Genomic DNA, 26,514 nt, shown 5'->3' on the forward strand with positions numbered 1-26,514 from the left:
GCCCGGGATTCCCGGGCCTTTTTCCTGGGTCGCTGGCGGCTCAACTCACGCGGCGAACAGCGCCCGCATCTTCTTGAGCGCGTTGGCCTCGACCTGGCGGATGCGCTCGGCCGAGACACCGTACTCGTCGGCCAGCTCCTGCAGGGTGACCTTGTTGCCGTCGTCCAGCCAGCGGCGCATGACGATGTCGCGCGAACGCTCGTCCAGCCCGGCCATGCCTTCGCGCAGCAGCGCCAGCTTGCTGTCTTCCTCGTCCTCGCGCTCGTACGTCTGCGAGGGGTCCTCGCTGTCGGCGCGCAGGTAGGCCGCAGGCGACGGCGGCGCGTGGTCGTCGTCTTCGCCGGCCGGCGCATCGAAGCCGATGTCGCGGCCCGACAGGCGCGATTCCATCTCCAGCACCTCGCGCTCGGACACGTTGAGGTCGCGCGCCACGGTGCGCACCTCCTCCGCGTTCATCCAGCCCAGGCGCTTCTTGCTCCTGCGCAGGTTGAAGAACAGCTTGCGCTGCGCCTTGGTGGTCGCGACCTTGACGATGCGCCAGTTCTTCAGGATGAACTCGTGCATCTCGGCGCGGATCCAGTGCACGGCGAACGACACCAGCCGCACGCCCTGGTCGGGGTCGAAGCGCTTGACCGCCTTCATCAGGCCGATGTTGCCTTCCTGGATCAGGTCGCCCAGCGGCAGGCCGTAGCCGTTGTAGCCACGCGCCACATGCACCACGAAGCGCAGGTGCGAATGCACCAGCTCGCGGGCGGCGTCGAGGTCCTCGTCGGCGTGGAACCGGCGCGCGAGCGCCTGCTCGTCCTCGGCGGTGAGCACCGGGATCTGGTGGACGGCGTTGATGTACGCATCCAGCGACCCGAGCGGGCTCGGAACCGGCAGGTTGTTGGCGACCAGGGACTGGGAGAGGGCGATCTGGGTCATGGCGTCGAGTTTAGCAGTGGGTCGGTTCGACTGCTAAGACGCCCGGAAGTTCCGCATTGTTGCATTCATGGGACGGTGGGCCTCGTCGGAACGCCGTGAATCCTCACGTCCCGTGGGCCGTTCGGCCGGCAGGCTGAGACGCTTGACCTGCCCGGATAGGGGCGGGAAGCAGGAGGCGAGACGTGGGACGACTGATCGACGGCACGTGGACCCAGCAGGGCTATGACACCGACTCCACCGGCGGCGCATTCAGGCGCGAAACCAGCCGGTTCCGGCACTGGGTGACGGCGGACGGGGCGCCCGGCCCGACCGGTGAGGGCGGGTTCGAAGCCGAGCCCGGCCGCTACCACCTGTACGTATCCCTGGCCTGCCCGTGGGCGCACCGGACCCTCATATTCCGACAGCTCAAGGGGCTGGACCGGATGATCGGCCTGTCCGTGGTGCACTGGTTCATGGGCGAGGAGGGCTGGACGTTCGCCGAGGCGCCCGGCACCCGGCCCGATCCCATCAACGGCGCGCGCTGCCTGCACGAGGTCTATACCCGTGCCGATCCGCACGCGACGGGCCGGGTCACGGTGCCGGTGCTGTGGGACATCCGGCGCGGCACCATCGTCAGCAACGAGTCGGCCGACATCATCCGCATGTTCAACAGCGCCTTCGACGGCGTGGGCGCCGTGCCGGGCGACTACTACCCGCAAGCGCTGCGCGGGGAGATCGACGGCTACAACTCGCGCATCTACGACACGGTCAACAATGGCGTGTACAAGGCTGGGTTCGCCACCGCGCAGGACAAGTACGAAGCCGCGGAGACGGCCCTGTTCGACACGCTCGACTGGCTGGAGTCGCACCTCGCAAGCCGCCGCTACCTGTGCGGCGACCGCCTGACCGAAGCCGACTGGCGGCTGTTCACCACGTTGCTGCGCTTCGATCCCGTCTACCACGGCCACTTCAAGTGCAACCTGCGCAAGCTGGCCGAATACCCGGTGCTGCATGCGTACCTGCGCGACCTCTACCAGCACCCCGGCGTGCGCGACACGGTCGACTTCGATCACATCAAGAACCACTACTACCGCAGCCACGACTGGATCAACCCGAGCCGCATCGTCCCGGCCGGACCGGTGCAGGACCTGGAGGCGCCGCATGGGCGCGAGGGTCCGGGATAGGCAAGTCGCCGATCACGTCCAAGCCCCTGTAGGAGCGGCTTCAGCCGCGAACGCGAAGGTGCGGTGCCTGCATAGGGCGGTGTTCGCGGCTGAAGCCGCTCCTACAAGAAGCTGCCGACTACCGCGAGCGCGTCACTCGACCGCCAAGGCACCCTTCGGCGGCAGCGACCAGTCGATCGGCTTCAGCCCGCGGCGGGCCAGGTAGTCGTTGGCCTTGGAGAAATGCCCACAGCCCAGGAACCCGCGGTGCGCCGACAGCGGCGACGGGTGCGGGGCCTTCAGCACGCGGTGCCGGCCGGTATCGATCACCGCACCCTTCTTCTGCGCGTAGCTGCCCCACAGCAGGAACACCAGGCCTTCGCGCTCGCGGTTGAGCGTGTCCACGACATGGTCGGTGAAGCCCTCCCAACCGCGTCCCTGGTGGCTGCCGGCCTGGCCGGCCTCCACGGTCAACACGCTGTTGAGCAACAGCACGCCGCGTCGCGCCCAGTCCATCAGGTAGCCGTGGTCCGGGCGCACGAACCCGGTGTCGCGTTCCAGCTCCTTGTAGATGTTGAGCAGCGACGGCGGCACGTCGACGCCGGGACGCACCGAGAAGCACAGCCCGTGTGCCTGCCCGGGGCCGTGGTACGGGTCCTGACCCAGCACCACCACTTTCACCGCATCGAACGGCGTGGCCTCGAAGGCGGCGAAGATCTCCGCGCCCGGCGGGTAGGTGCGCGCGCCGGCGGCCTTGCGCTGGCGCAGGTACGCGGCCAGCGCCTGCATGTCGTCGCGCTGCAGGTAGTCGCCGACGCGGGCCTTCCAGGAGGGTTCGAGCTGGATGCGGGCGCTGTCCACGCAGCTCAGTACCCGGGAAGTCCCCGCAACCGGTCGTACGCGTACGCGCACAGCAGGCCTGCGAACGCGCCGATCATTCCGTACACGCCGATGCGCTCGAACACGAACAGGCCGATGCCGCCTGCGAGGAGAAACCCGGCCAGCGCGAACAGCCCGTGCCGGCGCTGCGTGCGGGCCTGGTCTTCCCGGCGCTGCCTCGCCTGCATTTCGGACGCGCGCGCTTTCAGCTCAGGGTCAAGCAGCGCTTGCGCGGCGGTTTCGGCTTGGGTGCGATCCATCGATGGGACTCCTTGTCGGTCGGGTTCGTGGCGTGTGCGAGGAGCGTCGCGTGGCGTCCCGCGCTCAGGGCAACTTCGAAAGTCGCAGCTGGAACAGCGTCTTGGTCACCAGCAGCCGCTCCTCGATCGGTTTCAGCACCAGGTCGTTGGCGCCGGCGCGCAGCAGGTTGGACTGGTTGTCGGGGTTGGCGTCGCCGGTCATCACCAGTACCGGCAGGCGGCGCTTGCCGTAGCCGAAGTCGTTGCGCAGCCGATCGAGCAGGTCGCTGCCTTCCAGTTCGCCCTTGAGGTAGACGTCGGTCAGCACCAGGTCGGTGCCGATGTCGTCCTGGCCACGGTGCTGCTCCAGGTACTCGAGCGCTTCCTCCACGCCGACGAAGTGCAGCACGGTGAGTTGCTGGCGCTCGAGCATGCGCTTGGTCGCTAGCGCGACGACCTTGCTGTCCTCCACGTACAGCACCCGCGCGCCGGGAATCGGTTGCGGTTGAACGTAGCCACGGATGAAGGCGGCCAGCGCGGTATGGCCCAGCGCCTTGTCGAAGTAGTCGGTGACGTCCTCGGTGAAGCGGCGCGATTCCAGGTGCGCCTGCGCATCGGCGGAGATCACGATGATCGGGACGTAACGCTGGCCCGCCGCCTCGCGCACGCTGCGCGCCAGCGCGATGCCGTCGCCATCGGGCAGCGACAGGGACGTAGTGACGAGGTCCACCGGTCCTGCGGCCAGCGCCTCGCGAGCCTCGCGGATGCTGCCGCACGACACCACCTCGACATCGGCGACCTCGCGTTGCAGCACGTCGCCGATCAGCTTGCGCACCAGCTTGCTGCCGTCCACCACCATCACCCGCGGGGCAGGTGCGGCGACGTGGCGCAGGGTGGAGGTCTCGTCGGTCACGGCGGTGCTCAGGTGTCGGTGGGGCGGGTCTGGCGGAGGTAGTGGCCGGTCACGAGGCCGGCGCCGAGCCACCCCAGCGCGGCCGCCGCCAGCACGATCGCCAGCACGTGCAACGGCGCGAACCCGCGCAGGGCGAAGTCGCTGCCGTAGCTGGCAGCCAGTTCCGCCAGCGGCGCGCGCAATGCGAGCTGGGTGCCGGTCAGCACCAGCAGTGCGAGTGCACCCGCGGCCAGGCCATACCACGCGCCCAGGTACAGGAATGGCCTGCGGATGAATCCATCGGTGGCGCCCAGCAGTTGCAGCACGCCGATCTCCTCGCGCCGCTGCTGGATGTCCAGGCGCACCGTGTTGCCGACCACCAGCGCCGCGCCCAAGCCCAGCAGCACGGCGAGCACCGCGGCCAGCCGCAGGCCGAAGCGCAGCCAGCCGTCCAGGCGCTCGCGCCACGCGGCATCATGCTGGACGACGTCGGCCTGGGGTAGCGACTGCAGGCGATCGGCGAGCAGGCGTTCGTCGCCGGCCGGCGTCACCAGCAGCAGGTAGGGCAGCGGGTTTTCGTCCAGGCCGAGTGAATCGAGCGCGTCCACCGCCTCGCCCAGGCCGCCGCGCTCGTGCAGTTCCGCCAGGCCCTGGTCGGGCGTGCGCAGTTCCACCGCGGCCACGTCGGCATCGCCGCGCAGGGTGTCGGCCAGTGCCGCCGCCTGGCCGGCGTCCACCGAGGACTGCAGGAACACGCTGACCTGGCGCGACTGGCGCACGTCGCCGGCCAGGCGCTCGACGTTGGACAGCGCGCCCCACAGGCCCAGCGGCAACGCGAGCGCCACCGCCATGACGCCGACGGTCAGCAGCGTGGCCCACGGCTTGCCCAGCATGCGGCCGATGCTGGCCACGAAGCTGTAGGCGTGGTGGTCCAGCCATGCACCGATGCGGGAACGGCTGCGTGGGGTGACCGTGTGGGTGGCCGGGGCGGTCATTCCGCGAGGTCCTCAGGACGGATGTCGTCCAGCAGGCGGCCGTCGCCCAGCACCAGTACGCGCTTGCGCATGCGCTTGACGAGGCCGAGGTCGTGGCTGGCGACCAGCACGCTGGTGCCGCGCTCGGGCAGAGACTCCAGCAGCGCCATGATTTCGGCCGACAGGGTGGGGTCGAGGTTGCCGGTGGGCTCGTCGGCCACCAGCAGACGGGGTTCGGTGACCAGCGCGCGGGCGATGCCGACGCGCTGCTGTTCACCGGCCGACAGTTGCGTCGGCAGCGCGTCGCCGCGATCGGCCAGTGCGACTTTTTCCAGCGCCACGCGCACGCGTTTGCCGATCTCGCCGCGGGCGGTGCCGCGCAGCAGCAGCGGCAGTCCGACGTTGTCGGCGACGCTGCGGTCGGCCAGCAGGCGGTGGTCCTGGAACACGACACCGACCTCGCGCCGGTGCATGGCCACCTGGCGGCCGCGCACGTTGCGCAGGTTGCGCTCGTTGAACAGCACCGCGCCGCGGCTGGCGCGCTCCGACAGGTGGATCAGCTTGAGCAGCGTGCTCTTGCCGGCGCCGGAGTGCCCGGTGACGAACAGCATCTCGCCGGCGTCGACCTCGAACGTCACCTCGCTCAGGGCCTGGCGGCCGCCGGCGTAGTGCTTGCTGACGTTGTCGAATCGCAGGACGGGCATGGACGGTGGGCGGTCCGCTGTCGGGGGAGCCGGGAGTATCGCAGAAGGGAAGGCGGGCAGAAGGAAACGGGCAGACGTAAACCAGGCAGGTGCAAAAGCACGAACGGCCGGTCGAGAGATCGACCGGCCGTTCGTGGGTGCAACCAACCAGGCGCGGGGCACGCCCCGCCGTGGTTACGTCAGTGCTGGGAGCGCGGCGCCCGAGTCACCAGCGACTTCAGCCCGCGGCCGATGCGGCCCAGCAGGCCGGGCTTGTCGGTGGTCTGGCTCGATGCGGCCGGCGCGCTGGCCTGGGCCTTGCGAGCGTTGACCTGGGTCGGGCCGGACCGGCGCGGGGCCGGGGCGGAGATAGGCGCGGCGTTGTCGGCTGCAGCGGGTGCAGCGGTCTCGCCCTCGGCCAGCTTGCGGCCGCCGCGACGGCGACGGCGCTTGCGCGGCGGACGGGCGGCATCGTCGCCTGCTGCAGGCGCGGCATCGGGAGCAGTTGCCGCGGTCTGCGGACGAGGCGCGCGGGCCTCGGCGACACCCGCCTCGGCACCGGCAGCGACAGCGGTAGCGCCTTCGTCGCGGCGCGGGCGGCGCGGACGCGGCGCGCCACCTTCACTGCGGCGCTCGCCGCTGCGGCCACGACCGCCGGCACTTCCGCCGGGGCCACGACGACCGCCACCGCGGCGCTCCTCGTCGGCCGCGCGCTGTTCGCGCGCTTCCTTGAAGATCTCGCCGATGCTCTCGGAGTCATCGCCCTCACTGCCCTCGGGCACGGCCCGCGGCGTGCGCGGCAGCGCCTTCAGCAGCTCGGCGGTCACCGGCTCGGACGGCAGCTTCTGGTCGATGTACGCCTCGATGTCCGGCAGGCCCATCGCGTAGCGCTCGCAGGCGAAGCTGATCGCGTCGCCCTCGGCGCCCAGGCGCGCCGTGCGGCCGATGCGGTGCACGTAGTCCTCGGCGTCGAACGGCAGGTCGTAGTTGTAGACGTGCGACACGCCATCGATATGCAGGCCGCGCGCGGCCACGTCGGTGGCGACCAGGATCTCCAGCTGGCCGGCCTGGAACTTCTTCAGCAGCGACTCGCGCTTCTTCTGCGGGACGTCGCCGCTCAGCACGCCGACGCGGTAGCCGGCGCGTTCCAGCGCCCGCGCTACGCGCTCGACAAAGGCCTTGGTGTTGACGAACACCATCGTGCGCGCGCCCTCGCTGCGCGACAGCAGGCCCAGCAGCAGCGGCAGTTTTTCCTCGTCGGCCGGGTAGTACAGCTTCTGGCGCACGCGCGAGGCGGTGATGGTCTCGGTCTCGACCACCAGCTTCTGCGGCTCGTTCATGTGCTCGTACGCCAACTCCAGCACGCGGTGGCTGAGCGTGGCCGAGAACAGCAGCGTCTGGCGCGTGGTGCGCGCGGGCATCCGGCGCAGCAGGAAGCGGATGTCCTTGATGAAGCCCAGGTCGAACATGCGGTCGGCTTCGTCCAGCACGCACATTTCGCAGGCGTGCAGCGACACGACCTTGTGCTGCTTGACGTAGTCGATCAGGCGGCCGGGCGTGGCGATGATGACGTCGGCGCCTTCCTGGAGCAGCGCGCGCTGCTTGTCGTAATCGACGCCGCCGTAGACCAGCGCGAACTTCAGGCCGAGGTCGGCGCCGAACTTGACCGCGTCCTTGTGGATCTGGATGGCCAGCTCGCGCGTGGGCGCCAGGATCAGCGCGCGCGGGTCCTCGGGCTTGCGCTCGGCCAGCGCCGGCTGCGTCAGCAGGCGGTTCATCACCGCCACCAGGAACGCCAGCGTCTTGCCGGTGCCGGTCTGCGCCTGGCCGGCGACGTCGCCGCCCTTGAGGGCGACCGGCAGGGTCATGGCCTGGATCGGGGTGCAGCGGGTGAAGCCGGCGGCTTCAAGGCCGGCCAGCAGGGAGGGATGCAGTTCGAACGAGTCGAACGTGATGTCGGTCAGGGGCTTGTCGCTCATGCGTATCAGGTGTCCGGCGCGCGGTGGCGCGCAGTGGTGGGCGCTTGCACGGCCGGCACGGGCCACGCAGACTGCCGGGGGTCGGCCAGTTGCGTCCTGACCGCAGGCGCGGCGCCTTGAAGGCCCCGCGAAACGCCCCAGTTTAGCGCAATGGCGCGCCGGGCCCCGTCCCGGGTGGCGGCCGTTGCCGCCCCGCCACCCCAGAACCCGCACCGCAGGAGCCTCCCGTGAGCGAAAAAGTGATGCATGTCGGCGATGCCGATTTCGACAGCGCCGTGCTGCAGTCCTCCGAACCCGTCCTGGTCGATTTCTGGGCCGAGTGGTGCGGGCCCTGCAAGATGATCGCGCCGGCCCTGGACGAACTGGCCGAGGCCTACGACGGCCGCGTCAAGATCGCCAAGGTCAACGTCGACCACAACCGCACCACGGCGATGAAGTACCACGTGCGCTCGATCCCGATGCTGCTGCTGTTCAAGGACGGCCAGGTCCAGGCCACACAGATCGGCGCGGTCGGCAAGGCCCAGCTGAGCCAGATGCTGGACAAGGCGATCGCCTGAACCGGAAGGGCGGGCGCGCACGTGCGCCCCGCCCGCCTCGATGCACCCCGGGAGGCACGCAACCGTCCCGGAGGCGTCCCCCGACATACCTGCGAGCCCCCTCCCGTTCACGTCCCCGCTTGCTGCGGGCCACCGGCAGTGCTAGTTTCGCGCCACCGGCGTAACCGTTGACCGGCGCGACAGCCCACCGTCCCGCCGCCCGGCGCCGCACCCTTCTCGATCATCACGTCCCTGACGTCCCGCTCGCCCGATGGCGGGCGCTCGCCGCTTAGCGAGGAATTCCTGCTTGTCCGACCAGACCCCCGACGCCGGCGACAGCGCCGAAAAGCGCGTGCGCAAGCCGCGTGCCCCCAAGGCCGACGCCGCGCCCGCCGACACCACGCCGCGCGGTGACGCCGCGCCCGCCAAGTCCGCACCCGCCAAGTCGGATGCACCCAAGGCCGACGCGCCTGCGCCGTCCGACGCACCCCGCAACGAGCCCCGTTCCGACGCCCCGCGCGCGGCCGACGCCGGCAAGCCGGCCGAAAGCCAGTCCGGCAGCCAAGCGTCGTCCGGAGGCCAGAACGACGGCGGCCCGCGAGGCGAGGGCAACGAAGGCGGCGGCCAGCGTGGCAATCGCCGCGAGCGCTTCCGCAACCGGCGCGATCGCAACCGCGGTGGCGGCGGTGGCGGTGGCAACCGTGACGGCATGCCCAGCGACGACGGCGGCAATGAGAACTTCGTCCCGCGCCCCAACCCGCAGGTGCCCGAGGGCTTCCCGGTGTACTCGCTGGGCGACCTCAAGCGCATGCCGGCTCACAAGCTGCTGGAGATCGCCGAGCAGCTGAACATCTCCGAGGGCGTCGCCCGCGCCCGCAAGCAGGACGTCATCTTCGCCGTCCTCAAGGTGCTGACCCGGCACGGCGAGGGCGTGGCCGCCGACGGCGTGCTGGAAATCCTGCCCGACGGCTTCGGCTTCCTGCGCGCGGCCGAGGCCAGCTACCTGGCCGGCCCGGACGACACCTACATCTCGCCCAGCCAGATCCGCCGCTTCAACCTGCGCACCGGCGACCACCTGTCGGGCCGCATCCGCTGGCCCAAGGACGGCGAGCGCTACTTCGCGCTGTCGATCGTCGACACCATCAACGGCGAGCCGCTGGAGGCGTCCAAGAACAAGGTCCTGTTCGAGAACCTCACGCCGCTGTTCCCGCGCCGCAAGTTCCGCCTCGAGCGCGGCGACGGCAGCACCGAGGACATCACCGGCCGAATCATGGATCTGATGGCGCCGCAGGGTAAGGGCCAGCGCGCGCTGATCGTCAGCCCGCCCAAGGCCGGCAAGACCATGCTGATGCAGCAGGTCGCCACCGCGATCACGCACAACCACCCGGACGTGCACCTGATCGTGCTGCTGGTCGACGAGCGCCCCGAGGAAGTGACCGAGATGCAGCGCACCGTGCGCGGCGAAGTCGTGTCCTCGACCTTCGACGAGCCCGCCGGCCGCCACGTGCAAGTTGCCGAGATGGTGATCGAGCGCGCCAAGCGCCTGGTCGAGCACAAGAAGGACGTGGTGATCCTGCTCGACTCGATCACCCGCCTGGCTCGCGCGTACAACAACGTCGTGCCCAGCTCCGGCAAGATCCTGTCCGGTGGTGTCGACGCCAACGCGCTGCACCGCCCGAAGCGTTTCTTCGGCGCGGCCCGCAACGTTGAGGAAGGCGGCAGCCTGACCATCATCGCCACCGCGCTGATCGACACCGGCAGCAAGATGGACGAGGTGATCTACGAGGAGTTCAAGGGCACCGGCAACTCCGAGGTCCACCTCAATCGTCGCATCGCCGAGAAGCGCGTCTACCCGGCCATCGACATCAACCGCTCCGGCACCCGCCGCGAGGACCTGCTGATCGAGCCGGAACTGCTGCAGAAGATCTGGATCCTGCGCAAGCTGCTGCACGGCATGGACGAGATCGGCGCGATGGAGTTCCTGCTGGACAAGATGAAGACCACCAAGTCCAACGACGAGTTCTTCAGTTCGATGAAGCGCTGAACGCGCGCGCTATCGACGCTATCGAACAGACGCCCCGCGCTGCGGGGCGTCTGTTTTTTTCGCTGGTGCGACACCGGCGCGGAGTGGTTCTAACCCCCTTGCATGGGCGTCAGCAAGCGGAACGCATTGTCGACCGGTTGAACGTTGCCCGCCGCGATCGCATCGGCGTCTGGGGCTGACTCGTCGCGGTACCACGGGTTGCCAAGATGGGGGCCGGGGACATATGCCTGCCACTGGCCGTACTGGGCTTGGCGGTGACGCCCCGTCACGTGGTACGCCACCGGAACACGGGCCAGCCAGAAAGGGCGATCCACGTACGCACCCTTGGTTGGCGGACTGAAGGTCCATTGCCTCGCTGCGCGCACTGCGGACTTTGCCAGCTGATCGCGCCAACGGGCGATTTGCGATTCGCTGCCGAGCGTAAACAGGTTCACCTGCTCGGCCACCACGTCTTCGACCTCGCCCGATCGCCCGACCTTGACGATGAGGTACACCTCGCCGCCAATGCCCGACGCCCCCAGCCCGCGGGGGTAAGGCGGGGGCGACATCTTGTCGGCGGTGACGGATTCCCCCGGCCGCGCCTCGCTGAATTGTGCGCCGCGGACCTCCACGATGAAGCCGTCTTCATCCACCTTCTTGGCCACTACGCGCACGCTCACCCCGGCACGTGCGTAGGCCTCGCCCTCGCGCAGCTTGACGGGTCCGAACCGCCATGCCCGCACGGCCTGAGTAACAAGGTCGACCACGCCGGGCGGGAGCTTGTCCGGTTGCTCCAGCGCATGGCCGGCCACGCTGCCGTCGGCATTAACGTCGATGGTGCCCTTCACCAGCATGCTCGACTCGACCTGCTTGCGCACCGCGCCCGGACCGCCGGCGAAGGCCGGCAGCGTCACCAGTGCCAGAAAAAGCCCTATCCATGTACGTGCCACTCTCATGACCTCCTCCTTGTAGTCCAAGCGGGGGAGCATACCGTCCGGAGCAGGTCCCCGGCAGGCGTCCACCGCCATAATCAACGCAGGAGGTGTCCCATGCACGGTGGCGGTCTGGAGTTGGCGCTGGTGTTCCTGCTGGCCGCGGTGATCGCGGTGCCGGTGTTCCGGCGCGCGGGGCTGGGGGCGGTGCTGGGGTACCTCGCGGCGGGCGTGGCGCTGGGGCCCTACGGCGTGGCCGTGATCCGCGATGCAGAGCCGGTGCTGGCCGCGGCGGAGATCGGCGTGGTGATGCTGCTGTTCGTGATCGGGCTGGAGCTGTCGCCCGCGCGGTTGTCGGTGATGCGCAAGCCGGTGTTCGGCGCGGGCGGGCTGCAGGTGCTGTCGAGCGGCCTGGTCCTGGCGGCGCTGGCCGCATTCGGCGGGGGCCTTGGATGGAAGGCCGCCACCATCATCGGGTTCGGCCTGGCGCTGTCCTCCACTGCCGTGTGCCTGCAACTGCTGGCCGAACGCCGGGCGCTGGGCGCCCCCCACGGGCGGCTGGCCTTCGCCATCCTGCTGTTCCAGGACCTGGCGGCCATTCCGTTGCTGGCGGCCATTCCGCTGCTGGGGCAGGCCGCCGCGGTCGAGGCCGGGGGTCTGTCGGCCACTGCCGTCATCAATGCCCTTGGCGCTATCGCGCTGGTCGTGCTGGGTGGGCGGTTCCTGCTGCGTCGCGTGTTCCGGTTCGTTGCACGCACCGGCATGCCGGAGGTCTTCACCGGCGCCTCGCTGCTGACGGTCCTGGGCGCCGCGTGGGTGATGCAGGGCGCGGGGCTGTCGGCCGGCCTGGGTGCATTCCTGGCCGGCGTGCTGCTGGCCGACTCCGAATTCCGCCATGAGCTGGAATCGCAGATCGAGCCGTTCAAGGGCCTGCTGCTGGGCCTGTTCTTCATGGCGGTCGGCATGAGCATCGACCTGCAGCGCGTCGTGGAGGAGCCCGCGCTGGTGGCCAGCCTGGTCGCCGCCCTGATCGTCATCAAGTTCGCGCTCCTGTTCGTCATCGGACTGCGCCCGGGCGGGCTGCGGCCGCGCGAGGCGATGCGGCTGGGTGCCGTGCTGGCGTTGGGCGGCGAGTTCGCCTTCGTTGTGTTTGCCGAAGCGCTCCGCGCCGGGTTGATCGACCAGGCGATGCGCGACCGCCTGGTCGCGGTGGTCGGCATATCGATGGCGCTGACGCCGCTGCTGCTGGTCGGCGTGGCGCGCCTGCTGGCCCGGCATCCCGAGCCGGTGCCGGCACGCGACTTCGACACCGTGCACGACACGCATCCGCAGGTGCTGGTGGCCGGTTTCGGCCGCTTCGGGCAGATCGTCGCGCGCATGCTGGTGGCGCAGAAGATCCCGTTCATCGCCATCGAGCACAACGCCGAGCAGGTCGACTTCGTGCGCCGATTCGGCAACATCGTCTACTACGGCGACCCGGCGCGGCCGGACCTGCTGCGCGCGGCGGGGGCGCAGCACGTGCGCGCGTTCGTGGTGGCGATCGACGACCCGGCGGCCAACCTGCGTACGGTGCGCATGTTGCGACGGCTGTACCCGGAGGCGAAGGTGTTCGCGCGTGCGCGCGACCGCCGGCATGCCTGGGCGCTGATGGACATGGGCGCGCAGGCGGTGCGCGAGATGTTCCACTCCAGCTTGATGATGGGCGAGCGCCTGCTGGTCGCGCTGGGCGTGCCGGAGGATGTCGCGCGCGACCACGCCGCCCGCTTCCGTGAACACGACGAGCGCATCCTCAACGAGCAGTACCTGGTGCACGACGACGAGGCCGCGCTGCTACAGAGCGCGCAGGACGCACGGCGCGAGCTGGAGCAGTTGTTCGAGGCGGACCGCGGCGGGGCAGGTCGCGACGAATAGGGTGCGGCGTTGCGAGCAAACGTCCCCGGCATGGCAGGACAGCCTTCGACGCGGCACGGTGCGCTTCGCACACCGGGCCTACGAAAAAGTCCCTAGCCCCTAGCCCCTAGCCCCTGCCGCCGCTCAACGCGGATCCCGCAGGAACCGCGCCATCGACACGTCCTGCGGGCCGGTGGCCGGCTGGAACTCGGCGGCGATGTCGATGAAGCCGCGCATCACCGCGATCTCGCGCGGGGTGCGGTTGAGGCTGTCGCGCAGGTCGGGGTCGGCGCCGGCGCGCAGCAGCCACTGCACAGTGCGCAGCAGCCCGTGCAGCGCGGCCAGGTGCAGCGGGCCGAAGCCGCGCGGGTCCTGCGCATCGAGGCGGGCCTCGTGGTCCACCAGCAGTTCGAGCCCGGCGCCGAGGATGTCCTCGTCGGCGGCGCTGCCAGGCTCGGCGCGCGCGCCCAGCAGCAGCAGCAACGGCGTGGCACCGGCCGCGGCTTCGTCCGGTTCGGCCCCGGCCAGCAGCAACGTATCGAGCAGTGCGACCAGGCGGGTGCGGTCGCGCGCGCCGAAGCCGTACATCGCCGCGCAGTGCACCGGCGTGCGGCCCTGCCCATCGCGAGCGTGCACGTCGGCGCCGGCCGCCAGCAGGCGTGCCGCGAGGTCGGCCAGGCCGAGCGCGCAGGCCACCATCAGTACGGTGAGCTCGCCCGGCAGGCGCTGCTCGAGATCCGCACCGGCGGCGAGCAGGCGGTCGACGATCTCGACGTGGCGCATGCTGACCGCGGCCGACAGCGGCGTCGCCCCCGAATGCGCGGCCAGCCTGGGGTCGGCGCCACGCGCCAGCAGCAGGTCGACCACGGCGTGGTGGCCACCGCCGGCGGCGCGCAGGAGCGCGGTGCAGCCCTGGTTGTCGACGGCGTCCACCGACAGGCCGAGGTCCAGCAGGCGCCGCACCGCGTCGGCGTCACCGACGATGGCGGCGGCCGGCACGTCATGGGCGTGGAGCGCGCGTCCCGGCAACGACCAGCCGCGCCAGTCCAGCCAGTCGGCCAGGTCGCGGCGTCCCGACGCCAGCGCGATGCCCAGCGGCGTCTGGCCGTCGGCGGCCAGCAGGTGGGGCGAGGCGCCGTGCGCGATCAGCTGCCGCAGCATCGGTTCGCGCCCGAGCGCGGCGGCCAGGTGCAGCGCGCTCATGCCATGGCTGTCGCGCGCGTCCAGCGGTGCCCCCGAGTCGATCAGGCGCGCGGCCAGCTTCGACCAGCCCAGGCGCACCGCCAGGGTCAGCGGCGGGTCGCCGGCGGGGGACGGCGCGAACGGGTCGGCGCCGCGGTCCAGTAGCTCGAGTGCCAGATGCTCCAAGGTGCGGCCGGCCTGCTCGGCCGCCGCGCAGGCGGCGACGAACCGCGCCAGCCCGCCGGCGCCGGCCGGCGACACGCCCCGGCGCAGCAGGGTCTGCAGCGGTGCCAGCGCGCCCGGCCCGCGCGACAGCCACGCGAACACCGCGGTGTCGCCGCGTGCATCGCGCGCTTCGGGGTCGGCGCCGCGCGCCAGCAGCCACTCGACCTGCTCGGGCGAGGGCAGCGAATCATCGTCGTGCAGCATCCGGCCCAGTTCGGCCGGCGACAGCAACGGCACCAGCGAGGCGAGGCTGCGCTCGCGGCCCTCGCGCAGCGCCTCGCGCAGCAGCGCGGACGGCGGCCGGTCGGCGAGGACTGCATCCTCGTCGCCGTCGGCCTCGCCATCGACCAGGCACGCCGGCATCGCGTAGCCGGCATCGAGCGCGGCCACGAGCGACCAGCGGCCGGCTTCGGCGGCGTGGTCGAGGGCGCGTTTGCCCGTGTCGTCGCGATGGTCGCGGTCCAGCCCCATCGCCAGCAGGCGGCGCACCAGCTCGGGGCTGGCCGACTCGGCGGTGCACGCCAGGATCAGCGCGTTGCGGCCATCGTGGTCGATCACGGCCGCTTCGGCCTCTGCCTCGCGCGGCAGGTGCTCGGCCACGCGCTCGAACACTGCCAGCACGCCACTGCGTGCCGCCTCCAGCAGGGCGTTGCGGCCGTGCGCGTCGCGCGCGGTGGGCGAGGCGCCGGCGGCCAGCAGGGTGGTGGTGATTTCGACGTGGCCGGCGCGTACCGCCTCGTGCAGCGCGGTGCGCTGGTGGCGGCCGGGCGCGTCGACCTTGGCCTTCTGCTTGAGCAGCAGGGCGACGCCGGCGGGGTCGTCCTCCTCGGTGCCGGCGGCGGCCAGCAGCGCCGGTTGCCCGCCCGCGGGCTCGGGCTTCGCGCCGCGCTCCAGCAGGAACCGCGCCAGGCGCCAGTTGCCCGACGCGCACGCCACGCCGAGCGGGCTCAGGCCTTCGGCGTTGAGGACGTCGAGTTCGGCCGCGGCATCGCGCAGCAGCGCGGCCACGCCGGGGTCGGAGCTGCGCGCGGCATGGTGCAGCGGCGTGTTGCCGTCGGCATCGGTGGCGCGCGGGTCGGCGCCGTTGGCCAGCAGCGTCATCACCGCGTCCGGGCGGCCGTGCCAGCTGTCGCGGGTGGCGGCGATCAGCGGCGTCATGCCGGCGTGGCCGGCGTTGAGGTCGACGCCGCGCGCGATCAACGCGCGCAGCAGGCGAAGGTCCGGCAGTACCGCCGCCAGCACCGCCAGGCCGCGGCGATCGCGGTCGTCGGCCGGCGGTTCGGCATTGGGGTCGGCACCCGCCTCCAGCAGCGCCAGTGCGCGTTCGACGCGGCCACCGCGCGCGGCCGCGTACAGCGCCGGCTCCAGCGGTTCGGCCGGGACCTGCCCGGGGACGGGCAGCGGTTCGTCGTGGTGGAGGTCGGCGTCCTCGGCGGCGTCGAGCACCAGCAGCGGCTCGGCCGGCTCCACGCGCTGCATTGCGACGTGCACGGCAATGGAGGTCAGCAGCAGTGCCGCCGCAGCCAGCCATGCGCCGGCACCATCGACCACGCCCGGCCACGCCAGCACCAGCACCAGCGCGGCCACCAGCGCGATGCCCGCCGCCAGCGCCAGGCCGCGCCAGGCGCCAGTGTCAAGGTCACGCAGGGCATCGATGTGCTCGCGCGGCGTTCCGCCGTCGCGCGCCAGGCCCTGCCACAGCGGCCACGTCCGCCACAGCGCGACGACCGCGGCACCGGCTACCACGCTGAGGCCGAGCACCGGCAGCAGGGCGCCGCTGCGCAAGAGCGCCGACAACGGCCACGCCGCCAGCACCGCGATCGCGGCAATCGCCATGGCCCACAGCGCGAGCAGCGCCAGCCCGTCGCGCCGCAGCGCCGCGAACGACGCGAGGCCGTCGCGCCGGTTCAAGCCGCGCGCAGCCAAGGCCAGCATCGGCTGCGCTACCACGCCGGCCAATGCCGCCACCACGCCACCGACGCCGGCGAGCAGGCACAGCGCGGCGCCCACCAGGCCGGCGGCCCACGGCCACCATCTCGGGAACACGCGCTCAGGCATCGGTGCCCCAGTCCTCGGTCATCGGGTCCAGCTGGCCGGGCGGCAGTTGCAGGTGGAAGCCGCGCAGTGCGAGGTTCTCGCGCACCACCGCGGGGTCGACCCGGGCAAGTTTGCGGTCGGGTGTGAGCGCGACATCGAGCACGAACTCCAGCCGCCCGAGCGGATCGAGCACCGGTGGCGGCACGCGCGCGAAGTCGTCGCGCGCGGCCAGGTACAGGTAGGTGTCGGCCTTGCGGAGGCTCTTGTAGACGTAGGCGTGCATGCGGGGCCGGGCGGCACACGGCGGAAGGCGTGGCGCACAGCATACCGTCCGCTGCCGCGCCCGCGGGCCCCGGCGTTCAGGCCGGGGCGGGGCACGGTGTGCGCCTGCCCGGTGACGACGTCAGTGGTAGCCGACGTCGGCGGCGATCTTGCCCTTGAACACGCTGTAGGACCACGCGGTGTAGCCCAGGATCGCCGGCAGCAGCACCACCAGCCCGACCAGCACGAAGCCCTGCGAGGACGGTGGCGAGGCCGCCTCCCAGATAGTGAGCGCCGGCGGCACGATGTTCGGCCAGATCCCCAGCACCAGCCCGGCGAAGCCCAGCGCGAAGAACAGCAACGACAGCAGGAACGGCGCGGCATCGCGTCCCTCGGCCATCACCGCGCGCCACAGCAGGAACGCGTTGACGAGCGCGGCCAGCGGCACCGGCGCCAGCCACAGGAAGTTCGCGCCCTCGAACCAGCGGTCCATGATCCGGCTGTCCAGGAACGGCAGCCACGCGCTGACCAGCCCCATGAACGCGACCACCACCAGCACCAGCGGCCGGGTCAGCGTGCGCGCGACCAGCTGCATGCGCCCCTCGGTCTTGAGGATGAGCCACGTGCTGCCCAGCAGCGCGTAGCCGAACAGCACCGCCACGCCGGTCAGCATCGAGAACGGGCTGAACCAGTCGAACGCGCCGCCGACGTACTTGCCTTCCTGCAGCGGCATGCCCTCCACCAGCGCGCCCAGGATCACGCCCTGCGAGAACGCCGTCACCATCGACCCCACCGCGAACGCGCCGCCCCAGAAGCGCTTGGCGCGCTTGGCCTTGAAGCGGAACTCGAACGCCACGCCGCGGAACACCAGCGCGATCAGCATCACCAGCACCGGCAGGTACAACGCCGACAGCACGATGGCGTAGGCGCGCGGAAACGCCGCCAGCAGACCGGCGCCGCCCAGCACCAGCCAGGTCTCGTTGCCGTCCCAGATCGGCGCGGCGGTGTTCATCATGTGGTCGAGCTGGCCCTCGTCCTCGGCGAACGGCGCCAGGATCCCCAGCCCCAGCACGAACCCGTCCAGCAGCACGTACATCAGCACACCAAAGCCGATCACGCCGAACCAGATCACGGGAAGCCAGTACTCCATCGTCACGTCCTCGAATGCGGTAGTGCGGATCGTCCGGTGTTGCTCTTGCTATTCCCGCCGCCGCACCTCGCGGAAACGGTGGCGTGGGGCGCGGCCATCGGCGTTACCGCCGTGCTTCCGCTCCTTCCTCCATCGATTCGTCCGGCACCGACAGCGGCCGCATCGGGGTTTTCTCGCCTTCGTCGCTGTCGATGGCCGGCTCGTGCGGCAGCGGTCCCTTGTGCACCAGGCGCACCAGGTACCACGTACCGGCACCGAACACGCCGAAGTACACGACCACGAATGTCACCAGCGAAAACAGCACGCTGCCGCCATCGACCGCGCTCACCGCGTCGGCCGTGCGCAGCAGGCCGTAGATCACCCAGGGCTGGCGGCCGATCTCGACCACGTACCAGCCGGCCAGGATCGCCGCGAAGCCCGACATCGTCATCAGCCGCCAACCGCGCAGCACCCACGGCGCCTCGAACAATCGGCCGCGCCGCCACGTCCACAACGAGGCCAGCACCAGCAGCAGCATGGCCATGCCGATCGCGACCATCACGCGGAACAGGTAGAACACCGGCGCCACCGGCGGGCGCTCGTCCGCCGGCACCGCGGTCAGCGGCTGGATCTCGCCGTCCCAGCTGTGGGTGAGGATGATGCTGCCCAGCCGCGGGATCGCGAGCTCGAAGTCGTTGCGCTCGGCGTCCTCGTTGGGGACGGCGAACACCACCAGCGGCACGCCTTCGCCGGCGGGCTTGTGTTCCCAATGCGCTTCCATCGCCGCCAGCTTGGTCGGCTGGTGCTCGCCGACATTCAGCCCGTGCAGGTCGCCGACGAAGATCTGCGTCGGCACGGTGAGGGCAGCGAACACCACCGATGCCTTCAACATGCGACGCGCGGCATCGACGTGCTCGCCGCGCATGAGGTAGCGCGCGGCCACGCCGCCGATGACAAAACAGGTGGTGATGAACGCGGCCAGCACCATGTGCGCCAGCCGGTAGGGGAAGGACGGGTTGAAGACGATGTCCCACCAGCTGGCCGGGTGGAACGCGCCCTCGATGATTTCGTAGCCGGCCGGCGTGTGCATCCAGCTGTTGGCCGAGATGATCCAGAACGTGGAGATCAGCGTGCCCAGCGCAACCATGCAGGTCGCGAGGAAGTGCAGCTTCTCGCTGACGCGGTTCCAACCGAACAGCATCACGCCCAGGAACGTGGCCTCCAGGAAGAACGCGGTCAGCACCTCGTAGCTCAGCAACGGGCCGAGGATGTTGCCCGCGCGTTCGCTCAGCACCGACCAGTTGGTGCCGAACTGGAAGCTCATGACGATGCCGCTGACCACGCCCATGCCGAAGGACACGGCGAAGATCTTGGTCCAGAAGAAATACAGGTCGCGCCAGACGGTGTCGCGCGTGCGCAGCCAGCGCCATTCCACGAACGCCAGCCAGCTGGCCAGGCCGATCGTGAAGGAGGGAAAGAGGATGTGGAACGAGATGACGAACCCGAACTGGATCCGCGACAGCATCAGCGGCGAGAGAAACTCTTCCACGCAACGCGCCTCCACGGCACGCGGGGTGTGCCGCGCCGCATATTGTGCGCCGGCGTATGGAGGCGGGTCCACCCGACCATGACCGATAGCCCGATCCGGCAACGTCGTGCGCTGGTACGCTGCGGCGGTTTTCACTGTCGAGTCGAGTCCCGATGCGCCTGGCCCCATTGACGCTTGCCCTGTCGTTGTTCCTTGCCGCCGTCCCCGCTGCGTTGGCCCAGGACGCACCAAATACTTCTGCCGGTATGGGCACGCCCATCTCGCTGGAACAGACGATGGCCGACCCGGACTGGATCGGTCCGCCGGTCGAGCAGTTCTGGTGGTCGTGGGACGGTGCGCGTGCGCAGTACCAGCTCAAGCGCGACGGCGAGTCGATCCGCGACACGTTCGAAGTGCCGGTGAGCGGCGGCGCGTCACGCAAGGTCGACGGCGCCGATCGCGCGCAGCTCGATGCCGCCAACCCGGTGTTCGATGCGCAGCGCACGCGCATGGCATTCGCGCGCAACGGCGACATCTTCGTGCGCGACCTGCGCAGCGGCGCGTTGACCCAGGTCACGCGCACGGAAGCGGCCGAGTCGCGCCCGCAGTGGGGCGTCGACGGCAACCTGGTGTTCCGCGCCGGCAATGACTGGTTCCAGTGGCGCGCGGGCCAGGGCCTGTCGCAGGCCGCCGTGGTCAAGGCCGAGGCCGACCCGGCCAAGCCGCCGAAGGACGACGCGCTGCGCGACCGCCAGTTCGAGCTGATCGAAACGCTGCGCACCGAGCGCGACCGCCGCGACGCGGTGCGCGAACAGAACGAAGCCTGGCGCAAGTCCGACCCGACGCGCGCACCGGCCACCGCCTACCTCGGCGCCGAGGTCGAAATCGTCGACAGCGCGCTCTCGCCGGACGGCCGAAGCCTGCTGGTGGTCACCACGAAGAAGGGCGCTGAAGAAGGTGCCGCCGGCAAGATGCCCAAGTACGTGACCGAGTCGGGGTACGAGGAGTTCGAGGAGGTCCGCACCCGCGTCGGTCGCAACGCGCCGCTGCCGCACGCGCTGTGGCTGGTCGACACCACCAGCGGGCAGGTGCGCGAGCTGAAGCTGGACGGCCTCCCGGGCATCAAGACCGATCCGCTGGCCGACCTGCGCGAGGCCGCCGGCAAGGAGCCGCTGACCGGCCTGCGCGACGTGCGCGTGGAGACCGATGCCTCCGGCAGCGCCCCGGCCATCCACTGGAGCAGCGACTCGCGTACCGCCGCGGTGCTGCTGCGCGCGGTCGACAACAAGGACCGCTGGATCGCCACCGTCACCCCGGGAGAGGCCGAGCTGCGCACGCGCCACCGCCTGACCGACCCGGCGTGGATCAACTGGAACTTCAACGACTTCGGCTGGACGCCCGACGGCGCGCTGTGGCTGCTGTCGGAACAGTCCGGCTATTCGCACCTGTACGTCAGCGACGGCGGCCGCGCGCCACGCGCGCTGACCTCGGGCGAGTGGGAAGTGTCGAGCCCGGTGCTCGGCGCGGACGGACGCACCTTCCATTTCCTCTGCAACCGGCAGTGGCCGGGCGACTACGAGGTCTGCGCGGTCGACCGTGACGGCGGCGCGGTGCGCGAGCTGACCTCGCTGGACGGCGTGGAGAACTTCGCACTGTCGCCGGACGGCACGCGCCTGCTGGTGCGCCACTCCACCAGTTACCTGCCGCCGCAACTGTCGGTCGTCGACGCCGCCGGCGGCAGCGCCACGCAGCTCACCGACACGCGCACGGCCGAGTTCAAGGCGCGCCAGTGGATCGAGCCCAAATACGTGCAGATCCCGTCCACACACGGCGCCGGCACGATCTGGGGCAAGTATTACGGCCCGGCCAACCCCGAGCCCGGCAAGCGCTACCCGATCGTGATGTTCGTGCACGGCGCCGGCTACCTGCAGAACGTGTCGGAGCGCTACCCGAACTACTTCCGCGAGCAGATGTTCCACAACATGCTGGTGCAGGACGGCTACATCGTTCTGGACCTGGACTACCGGGCCTCGGAAGGCTACGGACGCGACTGGCGCACCGCGATCTACCGGCAGATGGGCCACCCAGAGCTGGAGGATTACCTCGACGGGCTGGCGTGGCTGGGCGACGCGAAGCAGGGCGACACCGACCGCGCCGGCATCTACGGCGGCAGCTACGGCGGCTTCCTGACGTTCATGGCGCTGTTCCGCGAGCCGGGCACCTTCAAGGCCGGGGCCGCGCTGCGCCCGGTGACGGACTGGACGCAGTACAACCACGAGTACACGTCCAACATCCTCAACACGCCCGAGCTCGACCCCGAGGCGCACCGCAAGTCCTCGCCGATCGATTACGCCGACGGCCTGCAGGATCACCTGCTGATCGCCCACGGCATGATCGACAACAACGTGTTCTACAAGGACTCGGTGATGCTGGCGCAGCGCCTGATCGAGCTGCGCAAGGACAAGTGGGAGCTGGCCAGCTACCCGCTGGAGCGCCACGGCTTCGTGCACAGCGACAGCTGGTATGACGAGTACCGGCGCATCCACGAGCTGTTCGAGAAGGCGCTGAAGTAATCGCGCAAGGTACGAAGTTCGACAATGGAACGGCCCGCTTCGGCGGGCCGTTTCCGTTTCTGGCGTCAGTGCGCCTCGCCGTCTGCCCCGTCGGTGTCGCCCGGTGACTCCAGGATGATCCGCGCGTGGCGCTGGTAGCTCCAGTACGCCCACGCCCAGTTGATCAGCACGATCAGCCGGTTGCGGAAGCCGATCAGGAAGAACACGTGCGCGGCCAGCCAGAACCACCAGGCCAGCACGCCCGACAGCTTCCAGCCGTGCAGGTCGACCACCGCGGCCATCCGGCCGATGGTCGCGAGGTTGCCGAAATCGCGGTAGCGGAACGCTGGCGCGGCCTGTCCTGCAAGCCGCGCACGGATCACGCGCGCCACGTGCGCGCCCATCTGCTTGGCCGCCGGCGCCACGCCCGGCACCGGCCGGCCGTCCTGTTCGACGGCGGCGAGGTCGCCGGCGACGAAGACCTCCGGATGCCCGGGCACGCTGAGGTCCGCCGCCACGCGCACGCGCCCGGCGCGGTCGCGTGGCGCGTCCAGCAGCGCGCCCAGTGGCGAGGCCGCGACGCCGGCTGCCCACAGCACGGTGCGTGCCGGCACGTCGACCCCGCCCATGCGGAAGCCGCGTGCGTCGATGGCTTCCACCGGCTGGCCGGTCAGCACTTCGACGCCGAGCCGCTCGAGCTGAACGCGGGCGCGTACCGACAGCGATTCGGGGAACGACGCCAGCACGCGCGGGCCTGCCTCGACCAGCCGCACGCGGGCCTGCGCCGGGTCGATGCGGCGGAACTCCGAACGCAGCGTGTGCCGTGCGATTTCCGCCAGCGTGCCGGCCAGTTCCACGCCCGTCGGCCCGCCGCCGACCACCGCGAAGCTGAGCCAGGCGGCACGCTCGTCGGGGTCGTCGGTGGCTTCGGCACGTTCGAACGCCAGCAGCAGCCGGCGGCGGATCGCCAGCGCATCGTCCAGCGTCTTCAGCCCCGGCGCGTGCGCGGCCCAGTCGTCGCGGCCGAAGTAGGCGTGCGTGGCGCCACTGGCGACCACCAGGTGGTCGTAGTGCAGCGTGTCGCCATCGGCCAGTTGCACGCGCCGCGCCGGCAGGTCGATGCCGGTGGCCTCGCCCAGGCGCACCTCGACGTTGCGTTGCCGGCGCAGGATGTGGCGCAGCGGCGCGGCGATGTCCGGCGCCGACAGCCCGGCGGTGGCGACCTGGTACAGCAGTGGCTGGAACAGGTGGTGGTTGCGCCGGTCCAGCAGGGTCACCCGTACCGGCGAGCCAGCGAGCGCACGCGTCGCCCACAGGCCCGCGAAGCCGCCGCCGATCACCACCACGTGCGGTAGCGGCGCGCTCACGCGCGGGCCTCGTCGGCGTCGATGCGCGAGGTGCGGCGCGTGTCGGGCATCCACAGGTAGACCAGCAGCGAGCACGCGATGCAGGCGGTGACGTACCAGTAGAAGCCGCTCTCCATGCCTGCCTGCTTGAACCACAGCGCGACGTATTCGGCGGTGCCGCCGAACACCGCCACCGTCAGCGCATACGGCAGGCCGACGCCAAGCGCGCGCACCTCCACCGGGAACAGCTCGGCCTTCACCACCGCGTTGATCGCGGTGTAGCCGCTGACGATCGCCAGCGCCGACAGGATCAGCCAGAACGCCTCGCCCGCTGTCTGCACGTCCTGCAGCTGCGAGAGGATCGGGTAGGTCAGCGCCGTGCCCAGCACGCCGAACGCGATCAGGATCGGGCGCCGTCCGATGCGGTCCGACAGCGCGCCCACCAGCGGCTGCATCAGCATGTACAGGAACAGCGTCGAGGCATTGAGCATCGACGCGGTCTGCCCGTCGAGCCCGGCGCTGTTGACCAGGAACTTGTGCATGTACGTGGTGTACGTATAGAACGCCAGCGTCCCGCCCATGGTCAGGCCGATGACGGTCAACACGGCGCGCGGATGCTGCAGCAAGGCGCGCAACGTGCCCTGTCGCTGCTGGCCGGCGGTGTCGGCAACGGCCTCGCTGCGCGCGAAGGTCTCGGTCTCCAGCATGTTGCGCCGCAGCCACACCGCCGTGACCGCCGCCAGCGCGCCGATCGCGAACGGAATCCGCCAGCCCCACTCGCGCAACTGCTCGTCGGTCAACAGCACCTGCTGCAGCAGGATCAACACGCCCAGCGCCAGCAGGTGGCCGAGGATCAGCGTCACGTACTGGAAGCTGGACCAGAAGCCGCGGTGCTCGCGCGTGGCCATCTCGCTCAGGTACGTGGCCGAGGTGCCGTACTCGCCGCCAACGCTCAGCCCCTGCAGCAGCCGCGCCAGCACCAGCAGCACGGGCGCGACGACGCCGATGCTGTCGTAGCCGGGGGTGAAGGTGATGATCAGCGAGCCGGCGCACATCATCAGCACCGACAGCAGCAGCGCCGCCTTGCGGCCGTGGCGGTCCGCATACCGGCCCAGCAGCCAGCCGCCGAGCGGGCGCATCAGGAAGCCGACGGCGAAGATCGCCGCGGTGTTGAGCAGCTGCGTGGTGCGGTCGCCGGCGGGGAAGAACACCTGCGCGAAGTACAGCGAGAACGCCGCGTAGACGTACCAGTCGTACCACTCCACCAGGTTGCCGACCGAGCCGCTGAAGATGCTGCGCAGGCGGCGCGCGGGCGTCAGCGGCGCGGCGGCCGCGCTCATGCGGCCATCGCCCCGTCCAGCAGGGCTTCGAGCTTGCGCTGGTCGGCGGCGAAGCGGCGGATGCCGTCGGCCAGTTTTTCAGTGGCCATCGGGTCTTCGTTGTGGTGCCAGCGGAACGCTGCCTCGGACATCGCACCCGGCGCGGCAAGGCGTTCGCCGTCATCGGCCAGGGCGGCCGCCAGCGGCGCGGTGTCCTGCGACAGCGCCTCAAGCAGGTCGGGCGAGATCGTCAGCCGGTCGCAGCCGGCCAGCGCCCGCACCTGCCCGGTGTTGCGGAAGCTCGCGCCCATCACCACCGTGCCGTAGCCGTGGCGCTTGTAGTACTGCCAGATGCGCCGCACCGACTGCACGCCCGGGTCGTCGCCCGGCGTGGCGGGCGCCTGCGCGCCGCTGGCCAAGTGCCAGTCGAGGATGCGGCCCACGAATGGCGATATCAGGAACACGCCGGCCTCCGCGCACGCCACCGCCTGCGCGAAGGAGAACAGCAGCGTCAGGTTGCAGTGGATGCCCTCGCGCTCGAGACGCTCGGCGGCGCGGATACCGTCCCACGTCGCGGCGATCTTGACCAGCAGACGGTCGCGGCCGATGCCGGCGTCGTCGTACAGCGCGACCAGCTTGCGGGCCTGCGCGATCGTCCCCTCGGTGTCGAAACTCAGGCGCGCATCGACCTCGGTCGACACCCGGCCCGGGACCAGCTTGAGGATCTCGCCGCCGATGGCCACCGCCAGGCGGTCGCCGGCGTCGGCCACGCGCGCGGTGCGGTCGTTGCCGCGCGCATCGTTGACCGCGGCCTGCAGCAGCTGTGCGTATGCCGGCAACGAGGCAGCCTTCAGCAGCAGCGAGGGGTTGGTGGTCGCGTCCTGCGGTTTGAAGCGTGCGATCGCCTCGATGTCGCCGGTGTCGGCCACCACCGTGGAGTGGTCGCGCAGCTGCTGCAATGCATCGGTCATGTCGCGTCGCGCCTGTCGTCGTTCGAAGTCGGCCGGCATTGTGCGTGAACCCCGGTGGCGGCGTCATGCGCGGGGCTGCGCTAGGCTCGGCGGCACTTCGCACACGGACACCGCCATGGCCGACACCGAGAAACGCATCGCCGTACTGATCGACGCCGACAACGCGCCGGCCGCCAAGGTCGACGTGATCCTGGCAGAGGTCGCGCGCTACGGCGTGGCCAACGTGCGGCGTGCCTATGGCGACTGGAAGAACCCGCACATCAAGAGCTGGGAGGCGGTGCTGCACGAGTACGCCATCCGCCCGGTGCAGCAGTTCGCCTACAGCCGCGGCAAGAACGCCTCGGACATGGCGATGGTGATCGACGCGATGGACCTGCTGTACGCGCGCAACCTGGACGGCTTCGCGATCGTGTCGTCGGACGCCGACTTCACCCCGCTGGTGATGCGCCTGCTGACCGACGGCATGAAGGTCTATGGCTTCGGCGAGAAGAAGACGCCCGAGCCGTTCGTCAACGCGTGTTCGAAGTTCACCTACGTCGAGGCGCTGGGCGAGCCGTCGGGCGCGGGCGACACCACCGCCACCCGCGCACGCACGGCGACCGAGCTGCGTGGCGACGCCAAGCTGGTACAACTGCTGCGCGGCGCGGTCGACCTGGCCAGCGACGACGACGGCTGGTCCAACCTGGGCGCGGTCGGCCACCAGATCGCCAACCAGGCTTCGTTCGACCCGCGCAACCACGGTTACCGCAAGCTCAGCGACCTGATCGAGGCGACCGGGCTGTTCGAGGTCAAGCGCGAGCACCAGAACATCTGGATCCGCGACAGGCCCGTGACGCGTCCGCGCAAGGCCGCACCGCGGTCGCGCTGAAGC

General features: G+C 70.6%; 21 protein-coding genes. 6 read left to right on the forward strand and 15 right to left on the reverse strand.

Going from position 1 to position 26,514, the window contains the following annotated elements; all coding sequences use genetic code 11:
• Positions 1-45: 45 nt before the first annotated feature.
• Positions 46-924, reverse strand: coding sequence for an RNA polymerase sigma factor RpoH (gene rpoH / locus K6753_RS01445; RefSeq protein WP_223674404.1), 879 nt, complete (start codon positions 922-924; stop codon positions 46-48).
• Between the two features lie 182 nt (positions 925-1,106).
• Between rpoH and K6753_RS01450 the strand changes: the two genes are divergently transcribed.
• Positions 1,107-2,087, forward strand: coding sequence for a glutathione S-transferase family protein (locus tag K6753_RS01450; RefSeq protein ID WP_223674405.1), 981 nt, complete (start codon positions 1,107-1,109; stop codon positions 2,085-2,087).
• Between the two features lie 132 nt (positions 2,088-2,219).
• On the opposite strand, the gene ung is transcribed toward K6753_RS01450, so the two are convergent.
• The 6 genes from ung to rhlB form a co-directional block, all read right to left on the reverse strand.
• Positions 2,220-2,927: a uracil-DNA glycosylase gene (ung, locus tag K6753_RS01455; protein ID WP_223674406.1), complete on the reverse strand. Its 708-nt coding sequence runs from the start codon at positions 2,925-2,927 to the stop codon at positions 2,220-2,222.
• A 5-nt stretch (positions 2,928-2,932) separates the two neighbouring features.
• Positions 2,933-3,205, reverse strand: a complete 273-nt coding sequence (locus K6753_RS01460; RefSeq protein WP_223674407.1) for a hypothetical protein — start codon at positions 3,203-3,205, stop codon at positions 2,933-2,935.
• A gap of 64 nt (positions 3,206-3,269) precedes the next feature.
• Positions 3,270-4,043 (reverse strand): response regulator, encoded by a 774-nt coding sequence (locus tag K6753_RS01465; protein WP_223674833.1) that lies wholly within the window; start codon positions 4,041-4,043, stop codon positions 3,270-3,272.
• A gap of 62 nt (positions 4,044-4,105) precedes the next feature.
• Positions 4,106-5,071 carry a permease-like cell division protein FtsX gene (gene ftsX / locus K6753_RS01470; protein ID WP_223674408.1) on the reverse strand — a complete coding sequence of 322 codons (966 nt, stop codon included), beginning with the start codon at positions 5,069-5,071 and terminating at the stop codon, positions 4,106-4,108.
• A complete protein-coding gene (ftsE, locus tag K6753_RS01475) occupies positions 5,068-5,754 on the reverse strand; it encodes a cell division ATP-binding protein FtsE (RefSeq protein WP_223674409.1) in 687 nt (228 codons plus the stop codon). Before ftsE ends, ftsX begins: the two co-directional genes overlap by 4 nt.
• A gap of 179 nt (positions 5,755-5,933) precedes the next feature.
• The gene (gene rhlB, locus K6753_RS01480) at positions 5,934-7,712 is read right to left on the reverse strand and encodes an ATP-dependent RNA helicase RhlB (RefSeq protein WP_223674410.1); all 1,779 of its coding nucleotides are present in this window, start codon (positions 7,710-7,712) and stop codon (positions 5,934-5,936) included.
• 227 nt (positions 7,713-7,939) lie between these two features.
• On the opposite strand from rhlB, the gene trxA reads away from it, so the two are divergent.
• Both trxA and rho read left to right on the forward strand, forming a co-directional pair.
• The gene (gene trxA, locus K6753_RS01485) at positions 7,940-8,269 is read left to right on the forward strand and encodes a thioredoxin TrxA (RefSeq protein WP_223674411.1); all 330 of its coding nucleotides are present in this window, start codon (positions 7,940-7,942) and stop codon (positions 8,267-8,269) included.
• Positions 8,270-8,555: 286 nt separating this feature from the next.
• Positions 8,556-10,292 carry a transcription termination factor Rho gene (gene rho / locus K6753_RS01490; RefSeq protein WP_223674412.1) on the forward strand — a complete coding sequence of 579 codons (1,737 nt, stop codon included), beginning with the start codon at positions 8,556-8,558 and terminating at the stop codon, positions 10,290-10,292.
• An 89-nt stretch (positions 10,293-10,381) separates the two neighbouring features.
• Here rho and K6753_RS01495 read toward each other — a convergent pair whose 3' ends face one another.
• Positions 10,382-11,227, reverse strand: a complete 846-nt coding sequence (locus tag K6753_RS01495; RefSeq protein ID WP_223674413.1) for an energy transducer TonB — start codon at positions 11,225-11,227, stop codon at positions 10,382-10,384.
• Between the two features lie 93 nt (positions 11,228-11,320).
• Between K6753_RS01495 and K6753_RS01500 the strand changes: the two genes are divergently transcribed.
• Complete coding sequence (locus tag K6753_RS01500) at positions 11,321-13,114, forward strand: monovalent cation:proton antiporter-2 (CPA2) family protein (RefSeq protein ID WP_223674414.1); 1,794 nt, start codon at positions 11,321-11,323, stop codon at positions 13,112-13,114.
• Between the two features lie 123 nt (positions 13,115-13,237).
• On the opposite strand, the gene K6753_RS01505 is transcribed toward K6753_RS01500, so the two are convergent.
• The 4 genes from K6753_RS01505 to K6753_RS01520 all read right to left on the reverse strand — a co-directional run bounded on the left by K6753_RS01505 (position 13,238) and on the right by K6753_RS01520 (position 19,452).
• Positions 13,238-16,558 carry an ankyrin repeat domain-containing protein gene (locus K6753_RS01505; protein WP_223674415.1) on the reverse strand — a complete coding sequence of 1,107 codons (3,321 nt, stop codon included), beginning with the start codon at positions 16,556-16,558 and terminating at the stop codon, positions 13,238-13,240.
• A complete protein-coding gene (locus K6753_RS01510; RefSeq protein ID WP_223674416.1) occupies positions 16,551-16,820 on the reverse strand; it encodes a YcgL domain-containing protein in 270 nt (89 codons plus the stop codon). The genes K6753_RS01505 and K6753_RS01510 overlap by 8 nt, the downstream gene beginning before the upstream one ends.
• A gap of 120 nt (positions 16,821-16,940) precedes the next feature.
• Positions 16,941-17,954 (reverse strand): cytochrome d ubiquinol oxidase subunit II, encoded by a 1,014-nt coding sequence (gene cydB / locus K6753_RS01515; protein WP_223674417.1) that lies wholly within the window; start codon positions 17,952-17,954, stop codon positions 16,941-16,943.
• 97 nt (positions 17,955-18,051) lie between these two features.
• Positions 18,052-19,452: a cytochrome ubiquinol oxidase subunit I gene (locus K6753_RS01520; protein WP_223674834.1), complete on the reverse strand. Its 1,401-nt coding sequence runs from the start codon at positions 19,450-19,452 to the stop codon at positions 18,052-18,054.
• A gap of 176 nt (positions 19,453-19,628) precedes the next feature.
• On the opposite strand from K6753_RS01520, the gene K6753_RS01525 reads away from it, so the two are divergent.
• Complete coding sequence (locus K6753_RS01525) at positions 19,629-22,028, forward strand: S9 family peptidase (RefSeq protein ID WP_425492034.1); 2,400 nt, start codon at positions 19,629-19,631, stop codon at positions 22,026-22,028.
• A gap of 65 nt (positions 22,029-22,093) precedes the next feature.
• Here the strand turns inward: K6753_RS01525 and K6753_RS01530 are convergent, their stop codons facing one another.
• From K6753_RS01530 to tal, 3 genes are read right to left on the reverse strand one after another with little or no spacing between them, the layout of a single operon-like run.
• Positions 22,094-23,374 (reverse strand): NAD(P)/FAD-dependent oxidoreductase, encoded by a 1,281-nt coding sequence (locus K6753_RS01530; protein ID WP_223674418.1) that lies wholly within the window; start codon positions 23,372-23,374, stop codon positions 22,094-22,096.
• The gene (locus K6753_RS01535; protein ID WP_223674419.1) at positions 23,371-24,693 is read right to left on the reverse strand and encodes an MFS transporter; all 1,323 of its coding nucleotides are present in this window, start codon (positions 24,691-24,693) and stop codon (positions 23,371-23,373) included. Before K6753_RS01535 ends, K6753_RS01530 begins: the two co-directional genes overlap by 4 nt.
• A complete protein-coding gene (gene tal / locus K6753_RS01540; protein WP_223674420.1) occupies positions 24,690-25,643 on the reverse strand; it encodes a transaldolase in 954 nt (317 codons plus the stop codon). The genes K6753_RS01535 and tal overlap by 4 nt, the downstream gene beginning before the upstream one ends.
• A gap of 115 nt (positions 25,644-25,758) precedes the next feature.
• Here tal and K6753_RS01545 point away from each other — a divergent pair, with 115 nt between their 5' ends.
• Positions 25,759-26,511, forward strand: a complete 753-nt coding sequence (locus tag K6753_RS01545) for an NYN domain-containing protein (protein ID WP_223674421.1) — start codon at positions 25,759-25,761, stop codon at positions 26,509-26,511.
• The last annotated feature ends 3 nt before the right edge of the window (positions 26,512-26,514 follow it).

It is taken from the genome of Novilysobacter selenitireducens, from assembly GCF_020026895.1.
GTDB lineage: Bacteria > Pseudomonadota > Gammaproteobacteria > Xanthomonadales > Xanthomonadaceae > Lysobacter_C > Lysobacter_C selenitireducens.